Raw genomic sequence first — 12,972 nt, forward strand, 5'->3', positions numbered from 1 at the left:
TTTTATTTTTGCTTAATGTATAAAAACCAGTTAGTTTTCCACTTATGTCCCAGCCTCTTTTTCAACTTAAATGATTTTACAGCTTAATTTCCCGTAGACTAACTACGACCCCGTCCTCATCAGCGTAAACAAAATAGCCAGGCTTCCATTCAATTCCACCAAAGTGTAATCGCTCATTCCTTTTCCCCTTCCCTTCCTTTTTACTTTTCAAAGGATGTGTTCCTATAGCTAAAATGCCGATATTAAGTGTAGCAAGTTCTGCAGAATCACGGACACACCCATTAATAATAATCCCACTTAAATTACGCGACATAGCAATACCACCTAGTCTATCGCCGAGCAAAGCACAACTTCTCGAGCCAGCACCATCTACTACTAAGACCGATCCTTCTGGAACTGTCTCCAATGCTTCTCTAACTAAGACATTGTCCTCAAATACTTCTACCGTTGTTATTGGACCAGAAAATATGTGTTTTTTTCCGAAAGAACGAAATGCTGTTTGACAAATTGATAATTCAGCTTCAAATTCATCACATAAGTCTGCAGTTTTTACCTCCATAATCACATCTCCTTTTTTTACTTTTGTTTTTTGCTTATTCGACAATCCGCATATAAAATCCTGTATTGGGACATCATTATTGCCCGCTAGCACTTTTTCTGTCAGTGAAAGTGGGAAATGATATTTAAGTCTGTTTTCACAATGATTGCTCCTTTTCGTTGAAGATATTTACACGTATATAGATGGAGATCGTGCCATCTTCTCTACTTTTACAATTTTTTGACCTCTCATAAAACTCTTCATATTGTCCATTTCTAATTAATAGAAAAGACCCATATTTAAAAAACAATTAAAAACAAACGAAAAAACCGTGGTCCATCATTTGATGAAACACAGTTTTTCTACTGTAACTTAGATACTTGCTATTTCATTTATTTTTTCAAACCTCTATATGTTGCTGTTCTCAGCTCATCAATATAAGGCTCAAGCTCTGGCATTCCTTCTTCTCTTGCTTGGCGAATGGCAAGCTCAATATCGTATGGTACTCGAACTAACTGAATCGCAAAGGAGCTTACTACATCAGAACCGTTGTCCCCTTCTAGGATGACATAAGATGCCTGTGTCATATCTAAAGGATTACCTACACTTCCAACGTTTATAAGCACCTTCTCTTGTATATGGTGGATAAAGGCATAATGAATATCTCCATAACAAACAACGTCTGGCTTACGTCCATTTAATCCACCAGTTTTTTCAGTATTCGTAAACATTTCCTTCCGCTTGTCTAGCGAGTCCCAAGGATAGACTCGGTGATGAACGCTCGTAGATGAAGCATGAAACAGCCGGATTTTTCGACCACTCATCATAAAATCATACGAAAATGGTAAAGATTTTATATACGAAAGTTGTTCTGAACTTAAACGATGCTGATACCATTGAATATATGTATTATTTGTTTCATTTGGAAGAAAGTCATCCCAATTACCTTGTACAACGATATCACAGGTGTCACGTATGATATCAATGCTTTTCTCTGGATGTGGCCCCTTCCCAACCAAATCACCTAAACAATAAATTTTTTCAATGCCTCGTTGTTTAATATCTAGCAATACCGCTTCTAGCGCCGGAATATTCCCATGTATATCTGAAACAAGTGCAATCCTCTCCACCAGCATCCCTCCATAAAGCTCATTATGGTTAAAGCCCAATTATGTTGGGCGAGTTTAATTGAAATTGTACTATAAACTTCCCATTAGTACCTAACAAAAACAATTCCTAGTTAACTTTGAGATCATTTGTAAAGGCTGTTTACGCATTGATTATTGCTTTTCGTACTATGATATACACATATCCACTATATTTTCAGCATCTTTTCCTTCTATCCAAATATGAGTATGACATTAATCGCCTTGTGTTATGGTTATTTTCATATAAATAACCATATTACAAAATGAGCCGATGTTAACCTTTACATAAATCATTGACGAACTGAAATTCAATAAGCTACGATAGAATGTACGTGACCTTAAGGAGAGAAAAAAACAGTGAAGAAAAAAATAGATATTATCATTTTGTCTGGATTTCTTGGTAGTGGCAAAACGACATTACTTACAAATTTGCTACAACAAGAAAAACAACTCAACCGTAAAGTTGCTGTAATCATGAATGAATTAGGCAAAATATCAATTGACTCACAAGCAGTCCCAGATAACACACCTTTGAAAGAACTGCTAAATGGCTGTGTTTGCTGTACGATGCAAGGCCAATTAGAAGCACAACTTCAAGAACTATTATTAACCCAAAACATAGATGTTATTTATATAGAAACAACTGGGGTTGCACATCCAATAGAAGTGGTTGATGCGTGTATGTCACCTATTTTTGCAGATAAATTAACAATACAAGGTATTATTACAATTGTTGATTCAAAAAGATGGTTTGACCGTGATAAGCTTTCTCCACAGATGCAGCAATTATTATACGAGCAAATTCGTCACGCTGATACATTACTTTTAAATAAAACTGACCATTTAACAGATGCTGAACAGGCAAATCTAATATTTTCAATTCAAGCCTACAATACTCATGCGACCTGTTTGTTAACTACTTTTGCAAATATCTCATTACAACAAATTCAGGCAGTTCCAAAAAACAATCGTATTTCAAAACAAACCACTCATGTTCAACATGATTTAAAAGTAAAATCATACGTGTACCAGTTCATGCAACCATTGGACATAGATGCTTTTGAAAACTGGCTACGGGAGATGCCCGAAACTATTTTACGGATTAAAGGCTACTTGAAATTTACTCATTCTGAATCGATGTTCTTATTTCAGTATTCGTATGGGATGCCGATTTATATGAAAGAACCAGTACAAATGCCGATGAATCTCGTCTTTATAGGTGAAAATTTGAACACATCATGGCTTGAGAACGAGATGATTAAACTTGAGCAAAAGAATCTATAACATATATGTTTAAAAATTCAATATTTTCAGAAATTAACAATAGTTATTTTCGCATATACCCTTTATAATAAAATTACAAAGCTTTGTTATTACTTCAAAACAACTGGAGGTGTGGCGCTAAAGCGATTAATGTAGACTTCAAATCGTATGTTGCTTGTTTATCTTTGTAAAAAGGAAGTGATTGTATGCGATTATTTAAAACGTTGAAAATACTTCTGTTAGCAAACGTAGCGATTATCGTAGTTTTTATCTTCCTTCCTGCTTTATTAATAAGTGACATTAGTGTCCTAGAATCAATCCTTGAAACATTATATAACAATGATTAACACTAAGAAATTTTAAAAAGCCTGTACACAGATTTTTTGTGACAGGTTTTTTTATTGTAAATTTGTTATACATAAGAATATTGCTGCTTTGGGGCATGGGCGTGTCAGAAAGTTCCCACTTTTGCACATATGAAATCTTGCGAATTTAAAATTTCACCCAGCCTTACTTAACGCATATATATAATCTGCTAATATGAAACTTTATTTTCTAACAACTCATATAGCATAATACCCTTCATTCAGGCATTTGTACATTTAAGCTGTTGTCAAGTAAGTTAGTGTTACCGCGGAATAATAGTCAAAGCGCGCTTTCGATAGGAAAATTCGATGAGCGATAATACACAGTTTGAACAAATGATCCATCAATACCGACCTATGATTCTAACAATAATGTGAAAACTTCATCTTTACAAAAACTTTGATCACTATTATCAAAGTGCCTTAATTGCTTTATGGCAAGCTTATGAAAGATACGATCGTGAAAAAGGAATTTTTTCAACTTATGCTTATGCAACAATTCAAGGAAAATTATTATCCGAATTGACAAAAGAAAACCGTGTAGAGAGTCATTTCATCTGTATGGGTGATGAAAACCTTCAGTTTCTTGCCGGTTCATACGTGGATATAGAAACAGAGCTTGAAAGTCTGCTCATGTATTGTGAAGTATTAACAACGAATCAACAAAAATGGCTATTAGGTACTTTTCTTCATGGTAAAAAACTACAACACATTGCTAGTGAAGAAGGTGTTTCAATTGCTGCAGTTAAATCATGGCGAAGACATGCTTTAGCAAAATTAAGAAAGAATTTGCCTCCACCTTTCAATTAACCTTTCATATATGTTTCAAGTGAATATCTTTGTTGCTTAGTTACAAAGAGCAGATGTTGTATATACCTTCTGATGATGATCGCATTAACAAACAATTCCTAGTAGTTTGCATTTACGTGAGTAATATCGATAAATGATTATTGCGGTAAGAGCGGCATAACACGATTATTAGAGACACCCGGAGTTTAACTACGCTCTTCTGTTAGATAACGATATATTACGTCCCCACCTCTTTGAGCAATTCCATGAAAATGCTTAAAGTCACTGCGACTAACTATTACGTTTCGATAAGTATAGAACTGGTCCTTACTAACTCTAAACTCATTTAATTCTCCATCACGCAGTTTATCTAATATTTCTGTAATATATTGTTGATCCATATGGACATTCCCCCTCTAATCATAACCTGTTGTCAAAATCTTATTGTTGGACATAAATGATGAGATCTATATAATCATTGGTAACAAAACTAAAAAGTATGTAAGCTAGCCTATTACATCGTAGTAATACTTCAAACCAGATATTTTAGTATTTTACATGTAAAGTTATTTAATGTCTATATGAGAGCGAACCTAGTAAAAAATAACCTTACTAAAATAGTCATATTGACTCATTTATAATGGTAATTTAATACAATTATAAGATCAAACGTATGAACTAACGATAATAAATGTCAATTATCCAAAAAATTGCTTTACTGATTATCTATTTTAGGGCAAAATTGGAAGTATAAGTTTTTAAAGGAGAGATAACATGAAAAAAGCAGAAGTGGGGAACATCATCGAGTTCAGAGGTGGGCTACAAGGTATCGTTGAGAAAGTGAATGAAAACTCTGTTATTGTAGACTTAACTTATATGGATAATTTTAATGAACTAGAGCTTGAACACCGTCGAACAGTTATTAACCACAAAAACTATAAAGTTATCGCTGAAACAAACTAACTCTTTATATCATTACTTACATATTCTTCTCCTCTACATACTAGAGCCATTTCACTTGAAGGTTATTGCCTTTATGTGAAATGGTGCCAAAACCTCGGACCCTTATGTTCCTTTTAATCATTGACAACATACACATCAATATTGCATCCCTAATAGATATGCTTTTGGTATATTTTCTTAATTATTATTGTGTTTTCCTGACTTTCTAGTATTTCAAAAAATCCCCTTAGTTTTGAAAAACTCAACTAAATTTTTCAACTTCCCTTTCTCTAAGATTCTCAACCTTCCATCCATTATCATAACGAAACAAAAAACGCTACACTTTAGTAACGTTCAAAAATAATACAACTACGTAACAGGTAGAAATTTGTTTTATACAATCATTTATAATAAAATCAAAATCGTGATTTTTATCTTGAAAGGTCTGTTTGAAGAACATTTTTACATTTTACTATTGTGTTTGTAATTTCTAAGGAGTTTATATATATTTATTTATCAAAGGGATCTTTGAGAATCAAAGAATCTGTGATGTTTACGTCTTTTTCTAACGCTATATCTGCTTCCCAGCACGTGTTTAAGAAAGCATTCTCATGAAAGATGTTAAGAGTTTGTTCAATAATATCTTCTATTTCTCTTTCAATTTGTTTTTGACGTTCAGACATGCGACTTCACTCCAATTATTAAACTTATATGTAAATTAATTACATTTTCGCATTTTCTTTTTCTTGTTGTAGTTATTCCGAGCCCCTAAAACGAAGGATGGACAGTGTTCATATAGAACACTGTCCATCCATAATATTATATTTTAATTATCATCTGGGTCTATGATCCCTGACTTAAACGTGATTTTAGACTTCTTCTCTAAATTATTACTTGCTATTTCCTCGCTACCTATACCAGCACTAGCAGTAACTATAATAACAGCAATTGCTGTAAATGTTATTAAGAGTTTCTTCAATTTATTGGTACCTCCTTGTCTAATTGTTTTAATTCAAGCATTGGTAGCTGTGCATAATGCATGTCACCAATTGCTTCAAATAAAATAATCGATTGTCTTAAATGATCTCGCTTTGAAGATAGATCACTTGCTATTAGACCCTTCATAAAACTAATAAATGGAGCTTCAAAATCTTCGTATGTAGCATGTTTAATCAATTGCTCAGATTCCTTGATTAAGCCTTTTTGATAATAATAATAAGCGCGGTCAAAATCAGATGTGTCACCAGTTGCATTTTCTAAATCAACTTTATGATAACACTTTGCTATAAACAAGTGTGAGTCAACTGCTTGACTATCTTTAATTCTACCACTTCTACCATATAAATATGAAGATTTTTTTAAATTTTCTTCACATCCATCATAATCAGAAAAGAACTTGGTCAGTGCCAAAGAAAAATATGCTGATGCTTTAATTCTTTCTCCAGCAGTGCTGTTAAAAATCACTTTGGATATTTTTTCAACTTCTTCATATTTCAATAATTGCATTTTAGCTCTCATAAGTGATGTAAGCGCTCTAATTGTAAAGCTTTGACGCAAATAATCGTTCTTCACTTTCTCGGCAAGCCTAATTGACAACTCACTTTTTAGTTCTAACTCACTGAAATTACGCGCTTCCAAAACCACCAACGAATCTATTATTGATAATAAATAGACAATGACTGGGTCACTTGACCTAACTAATTTTGCCTCTAAAATAATGCTCGTCCACTTTTTATTTTGGGTCTTTTTAATCCTTAGCAAATCATATAATTTAGCAGTTTTTTGTAAATTTTGACTTTTGCCCTTACACCGTTTTATTAAGTCAGTCAAAAAATCGAACAAGCTATTATCATACGCATAATCCATTAATTTTAGTAGATTAGTTGCACCTATATCATTTTTTCCAAAATCTTGGACAATGGCATCGATATTAGTAGGATTATTAGCATATAGCCTAGCTAACGCTAAAATATTTTCAAGCTTCGGTTCATTTTGAGACCGATTTTTTAAATAGTTTTTCATATTTGCTATCGTTTTATCACTTACTTTTATGGCTGCACCTAGCTCAACATTACTACGTTCATCAAAGATCATTTTATCATAGAGATTTTCCAATGTTATCAATAGAAATTACCTCTTTTCGAAAACATTTGTCAATAAACTATCTTTTGTTACAATATTCAATCATTTTCATAGCTAAAAATGTGAGATTTCGTTTATGATTTAACTAATAATCTCATTTTTTTACATAAAAGTAAATAGGAGCTTATACATAACTACTTCATTTTGATAGTGATTTTATATTAATAGTCTCTTTAAGCATCACAAAAAATTTGATACATGTCGCTACTACACGATGTTTTATTACTTTTTTATCTAGTTAAGGCATAATACAGCACATATATCCAGCTTAATAGACCGTGTATACAAGCCCAAATAATTGATTTATGAAGACTCCAAGATATTGCAATTGCTAATGCTGACCCAAATGTAATACCTGTTGATACATAATTTGACTTACCTTTCTCTTTTACAATCTTCATATGCATCACCTTTTCTTATCAATTTTTAAGATATCTAGAAAAAATATTCTTTTCATTATTTTACCATAAATAGATCATTTACTTCTTAATCGTGAAAAATTTTGCATAAGCAAATTACCTATTACATTATTATTATTATAAAGTAAGCAATAATATATCTTGAACTAAAAAGTGTAGACAAAATTAGTTCGAAAATTGATTTCTACAGCAAGTAAAACAATAAAGCCCTTTCTTCTTGAAACTTTATGTGGTACAATTATTTCTGTTATTGTTGTTCCAATATGATTGTTAAAAGGAAATATCTGAAAGATTTTCATCTTTAATATATATTTGGAGTAAGAATAGTAATATAATGTGGAATTATCCACCCAGGAGGAAGCGAAAAATGGCACAAGGTAAAGTAAAATGGTTTAATGCAGAAAAAGGTTTTGGATTTATCGAAGTTGAAGGTGGAGATGATGTATTTGTACACTTCTCAGCTATTCAAGGTGACGGATTCAAAACATTAGAAGAAGGTCAAGAAGTTTCATTCGATATCGAAGAAGGTAACCGTGGACCTCAAGCTGCTAACGTACAAAAGTTTTAATAAAAAAAATCGTCTTTTATAGACGATTTTTTTTATTCTTTAACATTCTGTTTGAGCTTGTACTAACAGAATGCTACAGCTAGAAAACAAGAAGGTCTTGGCTAATTCCAATATTCTTCATTTTGTTTTTTGTTTACGTACTAAAATCCCTCATACTTGTAACTAATTTGTTAAATATTCTGATTATCCAATATAAAAAGAGTATTTTGCTAAACTTCCAAGCATAATGCCTCATCTTTATCCATTTGTTTGAATCCCCCCCTAAAACTCTATCCATTAATCCATGTGAAATGACAATTACTTTCTTCCTTTATACAATTAAGCCATTTCAATTTTTTTTAGTAAAAGAAAGTAGGTTTTTATCGTCACTATCTACAGAAAAGACGTCGTTTCTCAAATAAAGTACTTTTAAATATGATTGTGTAAATCTTTCTTTGACAAAATGAGCTGTTCATTGAAATTCTTACAATGGGTATTGAAAGCATTAGATTCGACGTATCTCCAAGTCTCTCTCTTGAAGTTGATATTCTTTATCAATATATTGCCGAACATGTGGGCTCTTGTTAGGAGAACCATGACAATATAGGCTCCATATCATGCGCAGTTGCAATACCACTTTTATCGTGTAGGCAGCTCTTAACATATTTCTTTATTTTTGTATCAAGAAATTTCACAAAAACCCGGATATAATATATAAAATATACAAATATTAACAAATAAATATTCATTATATTAATACCTACAATATTGTTATCTTGTAATTCAATTACATTGGAGGAAATACGCTTGAAAAGATTCGTGTTTGTAGTTATTTTTATTTTTTTTCTAGGGTTTTATTTAGAATATGGAAAAGGTAAACAGCTTACAACGACCTCTTATATTGAATTTTCTGAACAAGAACATATTCAAAACATTATGATTAACGAGAAAAAACATGGCTTTGAACAAACTGTTACAAAAGAACAGGTTTATTTGAACAGTAAAGATACAATTTATACTTATAAGATACTTACTAATCCAAATTCTTTTCTTAAAATTACAAAAAGAACTTTGGATAATGGAGATTTTTTTATCTTTACCTCACTCGAAAATAATAGTACAAATCCAATAGATGTGACTGTCACATTTCCCATACCAGAAGTATCACACTATACTTTACAGCCATTTGACCAATTTTTGGCAGGACGTAGATACAATGAAGATATTGGTTTTGATCTAACCACTAACCCACTAGGTTTACTAACCACATACAATGGGAGTGAATATTACTCAAATGTTATGATTAGTAAAATATATCATTCAAAAGAATTATCTCAAACCTACGAAGATGAAAGAGAAAGTATCGTCAGAGAACTTATATCTGAGAATCGGGATGTTGATGTGATTGTAAAAAAAGACCAACTACAAATAAAATTAGATATGGAGTCTTTAGGAGAAGACATTGTAGATCATTGGTCTCTTTTTTCTGAAAAAGAATTATTTACTTCTGATAATTCTTTTGACGAATGGATAAAAAAATCAAATTACCATAAATGGAAAACTAATAGCTGGTATACTGCTAAAGGACCATATAAAAAACTAGTAACTACTGTTGAGCCTCTACCAGAGTCTAAGCTGAATTACGGAAGGAATTTGTTGCTCGTAAAGGATTTTTCTGCATTAGAGGAATATAAAGAAACAAAAGAAAGGTACTTTTACGATTTGGTTCTAAATTCAATAGCAAACTTAACAGTTTTTAAAGGAAATAAGGAGTTTTGGGAGACTGAAATTACAAGCACTTGGCTTAAAAGGGAATACGGTATAGAAGCTCCTTATATTGATACACGTCATAATGAAGGGATAGCTCTTTTCCTAGAAGAAACAGGAGATTTACTAGAAATTCCAGAATTAAAAATTGTCTTACTAAATTATGCTGACCTCTTAGTGGACCAAATTGAATCTAGAAAAGTTCTTAAAATTGCATCAGATGCATTTTTAATTAGCGATTATTTTTCATTTTATCAAGATACACTACCTACACACAGTTCACTTAATCATGTGTTAGGGGGGTTAAACCTGTTATTAAAAAGTTATATTGAAACAAAAAATGAAGAATATTTAAAATCTGCATACTATATTCAAAATGCAATAGACATTATTGGAGAGAAATGGTTAACTGACGAAGGTGATACATGGTATCAAATTGGACCCGATATGACTTTTCAAGGTGAAGATTATACTTTACTTACACTTAAGGACCTTTTACACACTTACGAACTTTGGAAGGAAATTGACTCTAAAAAGATAAATACTATAGAAGTTCTTGTGACTTCAAAAGCTTCTTATTTGATTAATAAAGAGATAGGGTTATCACAAGAAATAGTAAAATTATTAATAAACAATGGATTCGATGAAGTTATTAAGAACTATAATAATATCCTTCCATACTAAGTAAAATATTTTTTAGTAATATAACATTTGCGAAGAGTTGTTGACACTTCCACCTCTATATAAAAGAGCCGATAGCCTTACAACGATATTTGGATTTTTGAGCTCATAATCCAAAGTGCATGCTATTGAGATGTGAGCTTAAGTTTACGTTATGTCATTCTTATTAAGTCAGTGCACATAGTAATATTACAAAACCCTGGCAAAACTAATGACATATTTCATTGAGAACAGCTCTACAAGAGTTACCTTAACCAAAAATTTGAGCCGCAATGCCGAATAATGTATTGTTCCTAGGTGGCAAATTTTCAGAGTTAATGACCATTATTGGTGGTTCACTAACTTTGTTAAAATCACTTTGCTCTAGAAACAACATAAATTGATCATTACTCTTTGGAACATCAATTCTTAATGTCCCTTGATGTCCAAATGCTAGCTTGTCTAGTATTAAAGCAGCTGTTTCATGATCCGGAGCTAGTATAAAAGCCCACTTTTGTGGTACTAATTTGATAAAAAACAGCACCTTCATTATTAAACTATCCTATTCTTTCACTTACGCTATTTTGTAAATGTTGTTGCTATATGTGATTAAGGAACTTCTAACTCCTCGAAGTTCCCTTTCTTACAAGTTTTATATTTCTATTGTTCCCAAGATTGTTTTAATACGTTCTTGCTCTTCATTCTTATCTAAATATTCAAAAAATCCAATTCGGTTTCCCCACGGGTCAGTGAATGTTCCCCATTTAACTGGAACTTCTGGTCTTGAATGTATTTCAAAGCTATCAATTTTAAGCTCTTCTACAAGTCTATCTCTTTCAGCTACAATATTAGTAACTCCTAAACGTAATGGTCCGTTACCCTCAGTAAGATTTCCTTCTGCGACCTGCAACCAACAACCAGGAATTAGTTCCCATTCTGCAAATCCCTCGTGTGGAGTAAAATCAGGCTTCTTATTTAGCAATGTTTCATACCACTTTTGCCCTTCTTTAATGCTAGAAACTCGAACCTGAGTAGTTATTTCTAGGATCATTTGTAAACCTCCTATATATGTATAATCGAAAATTATTATACCTTAATTTAGCAATTAATACTGTATAAATTTTCAAGTAGCTCTCAACATCTGAACTATTGTATCATTTGATTGTTGGTAGGCAGAAATAATTGTTAAATAATATGACGCAATGTGGTGATTAATTGAAAAGATATATATGGTTATTATTCTATATGGTAATAAGTTTGACATTATTGTCAGGATGCGGAAGTACTAATTCTGATTGGGAACCTACATTATATGAAACTGTCAACAACTTCGATGGTGTAACTATGATTGCACTAGAAGAAACAGTCTCCTCTACTGGCTTGATTGTGGCATTTGAGAATACCTCCGACGAGGAATACACCTATGGTGAATATTTTTTGTTGGAAAAGAATATAAACGGAAGCTGGTATCAAGTCCCTGTTGGCTTTGATGGTAACTATGGATTCAATGATATTGGCTATGGCTTGCCTTCTTCCGATGTTAAGGAATGGACTGTTGATTGGAGTTGGCTGTACGGAAATTTGAATACTGGTAAATACCGTATAGTGAAAGATATACTGGATGCTAGAAAAGCAGGAGATTATGATAAGTACCATTTGACAGCAGAATTTACAGTGGATTAACCATCAAATTAGAATAAATATTAGATTGTGAAAGGTTGTCATAGAGCAAAGGTGAGCTTTATGAAATTACAAACAAAGAAAAAGCCTATCATCATGATAAGCTTTTTCTTTTGGCATCTATTTACTTTACAGCTTCCTTTAATTCTTTTCCTGGTTTAAATGCCGGTGCTTTACTTGCAGCGATTTCAATTTCTTCACCAGTTTGTGGATTACGTCCTTTACGCGCTGCTCTTTCACGTACTTCAAACGTTCCAAAACCAAGTAGAGAAACTTTATTACCATCCTTTAATGAGTCACTAATTGCACTGAATACAGACTCTAGTGCTTTACCGGCGTCTTTTTTACTAAGCTCTGCTTTTTCAGCTATTGAATTAATGAATTCTGTCTTATTCATTTCACTACCACCTTTCTATGTAACAATCTATATTTTACCAAATACAATATATAAAGGTAAATAGCTACAACTAATCTTTTTATACATTTAGTTAAATCGATATAAATTTAATACTTATATAAATAAATCTATTTGTGTACAAAGCTTCTAATTCATGGTATTACTGTGTTTAACCCTTTTTCAAACTTTGAGGCACTTTTTTAATGATGACAAGGGACGGTTAGATACCAATGAATAAAGTTGCTAGTCAGTTCATTATCTATGGCACAAATTAAGATTTTCACTAAAATAGATATTTTGAGATTTTCGTTTTTT

The 12,972-nt window shown here is 32.1% G+C and carries 16 protein-coding genes and 1 pseudogene; 7 read left to right on the forward strand and 10 right to left on the reverse strand.

Going from position 1 to position 12,972, the window contains the following annotated elements:
- Positions 1-76: 76 nt before the first annotated feature.
- Entirely contained in the window at positions 77-559 is a 483-nt protein-coding gene (gene rraA, locus SLH48_RS05880; RefSeq protein ID WP_320257377.1) for a ribonuclease E activity regulator RraA, read from the reverse strand.
- 371 nt (positions 560-930) lie between these two features.
- Entirely contained in the window at positions 931-1,668 is a 738-nt protein-coding gene (locus SLH48_RS05885) for a metallophosphoesterase family protein (protein ID WP_320257378.1), read from the reverse strand.
- Between the two features lie 375 nt (positions 1,669-2,043).
- On the opposite strand from SLH48_RS05885, the gene SLH48_RS05890 reads away from it, so the two are divergent.
- From SLH48_RS05890 to SLH48_RS05900, 3 genes and pseudogenes are all read left to right on the forward strand, one after another.
- The gene (locus SLH48_RS05890; protein WP_320257379.1) at positions 2,044-2,970 is read left to right on the forward strand and encodes a GTP-binding protein; all 927 of its coding nucleotides are present in this window, start codon (positions 2,044-2,046) and stop codon (positions 2,968-2,970) included.
- A 185-nt stretch (positions 2,971-3,155) separates the two neighbouring features.
- On the forward strand, positions 3,156-3,296 hold the full coding sequence (locus SLH48_RS05895) for a hypothetical protein (protein WP_320257380.1): 141 nt from the start codon (positions 3,156-3,158) through the stop codon (positions 3,294-3,296).
- Between the two features lie 429 nt (positions 3,297-3,725).
- Positions 3,726-4,124: pseudogene (locus SLH48_RS05900) on the forward strand (sigma-70 family RNA polymerase sigma factor); the annotation flags it as partial.
- Positions 4,125-4,309: 185 nt separating this feature from the next.
- On the opposite strand, the gene SLH48_RS05905 reads toward SLH48_RS05900, so the two are convergent.
- Positions 4,310-4,504 carry a hypothetical protein gene (locus SLH48_RS05905; protein ID WP_320257381.1) on the reverse strand — a complete coding sequence of 65 codons (195 nt, stop codon included), beginning with the start codon at positions 4,502-4,504 and terminating at the stop codon, positions 4,310-4,312.
- Between the two features lie 373 nt (positions 4,505-4,877).
- Here SLH48_RS05905 and SLH48_RS05910 point away from each other — a divergent pair, with 373 nt between their 5' ends.
- Positions 4,878-5,066: a YkvS family protein gene (locus SLH48_RS05910; RefSeq protein ID WP_214482234.1), complete on the forward strand. Its 189-nt coding sequence runs from the start codon at positions 4,878-4,880 to the stop codon at positions 5,064-5,066.
- Between the two features lie 488 nt (positions 5,067-5,554).
- On the opposite strand, the gene SLH48_RS05915 is transcribed toward SLH48_RS05910, so the two are convergent.
- The 4 genes from SLH48_RS05915 to SLH48_RS05930 all read right to left on the reverse strand — a co-directional run bounded on the left by SLH48_RS05915 (position 5,555) and on the right by SLH48_RS05930 (position 7,588).
- Positions 5,555-5,728 carry a hypothetical protein gene (locus SLH48_RS05915; RefSeq protein WP_320257382.1) on the reverse strand — a complete coding sequence of 58 codons (174 nt, stop codon included), beginning with the start codon at positions 5,726-5,728 and terminating at the stop codon, positions 5,555-5,557.
- A gap of 143 nt (positions 5,729-5,871) precedes the next feature.
- Positions 5,872-6,024: a hypothetical protein gene (locus SLH48_RS05920; protein ID WP_320257383.1), complete on the reverse strand. Its 153-nt coding sequence runs from the start codon at positions 6,022-6,024 to the stop codon at positions 5,872-5,874.
- Entirely contained in the window at positions 6,021-7,169 is a 1,149-nt protein-coding gene (locus SLH48_RS05925; protein WP_320257384.1) for an AimR family lysis-lysogeny pheromone receptor, read from the reverse strand. Before SLH48_RS05925 ends, SLH48_RS05920 begins: the two co-directional genes overlap by 4 nt.
- A 248-nt stretch (positions 7,170-7,417) precedes the next feature.
- A complete protein-coding gene (locus SLH48_RS05930; RefSeq protein WP_214482230.1) occupies positions 7,418-7,588 on the reverse strand; it encodes a hypothetical protein in 171 nt (56 codons plus the stop codon).
- 385 nt (positions 7,589-7,973) lie between these two features.
- On the opposite strand from SLH48_RS05930, the gene cspD reads away from it, so the two are divergent.
- Positions 7,974-8,174, forward strand: a complete 201-nt coding sequence (cspD, locus tag SLH48_RS05935; RefSeq protein WP_214482229.1) for a cold-shock protein CspD — start codon at positions 7,974-7,976, stop codon at positions 8,172-8,174.
- A 786-nt stretch (positions 8,175-8,960) separates the two neighbouring features.
- Positions 8,961-10,604 (forward strand): hypothetical protein, encoded by a 1,644-nt coding sequence (locus SLH48_RS05940; protein ID WP_320257385.1) that lies wholly within the window; start codon positions 8,961-8,963, stop codon positions 10,602-10,604.
- A gap of 247 nt (positions 10,605-10,851) precedes the next feature.
- Here the strand turns inward: SLH48_RS05940 and SLH48_RS05945 are convergent, their stop codons facing one another.
- Both SLH48_RS05945 and SLH48_RS05950 read right to left on the reverse strand, forming a co-directional pair.
- Complete coding sequence (locus SLH48_RS05945) at positions 10,852-11,130, reverse strand: hypothetical protein (RefSeq protein ID WP_320257386.1); 279 nt, start codon at positions 11,128-11,130, stop codon at positions 10,852-10,854.
- Positions 11,131-11,232: 102 nt separating this feature from the next.
- On the reverse strand, positions 11,233-11,631 hold the full coding sequence (locus tag SLH48_RS05950) for a VOC family protein (protein WP_320257387.1): 399 nt from the start codon (positions 11,629-11,631) through the stop codon (positions 11,233-11,235).
- A 164-nt stretch (positions 11,632-11,795) separates the two neighbouring features.
- Between SLH48_RS05950 and SLH48_RS05955 the strand changes: the two genes are divergently transcribed.
- Positions 11,796-12,263 carry an immunoglobulin-like domain-containing protein gene (locus SLH48_RS05955; RefSeq protein WP_320257388.1) on the forward strand — a complete coding sequence of 156 codons (468 nt, stop codon included), beginning with the start codon at positions 11,796-11,798 and terminating at the stop codon, positions 12,261-12,263.
- Positions 12,264-12,384: 121 nt separating this feature from the next.
- On the opposite strand, the gene SLH48_RS05960 is transcribed toward SLH48_RS05955, so the two are convergent.
- Positions 12,385-12,657: an HU family DNA-binding protein gene (locus SLH48_RS05960; RefSeq protein WP_214482222.1), complete on the reverse strand. Its 273-nt coding sequence runs from the start codon at positions 12,655-12,657 to the stop codon at positions 12,385-12,387.
- Positions 12,658-12,972: the final 315 nt, after the last annotated feature.

This window comes from Cytobacillus sp. IB215316, from assembly GCF_033963865.1.
Taxonomy (GTDB): Bacteria; Bacillota; Bacilli; order Bacillales; family SM2101; genus Nanhaiella; species Nanhaiella sioensis.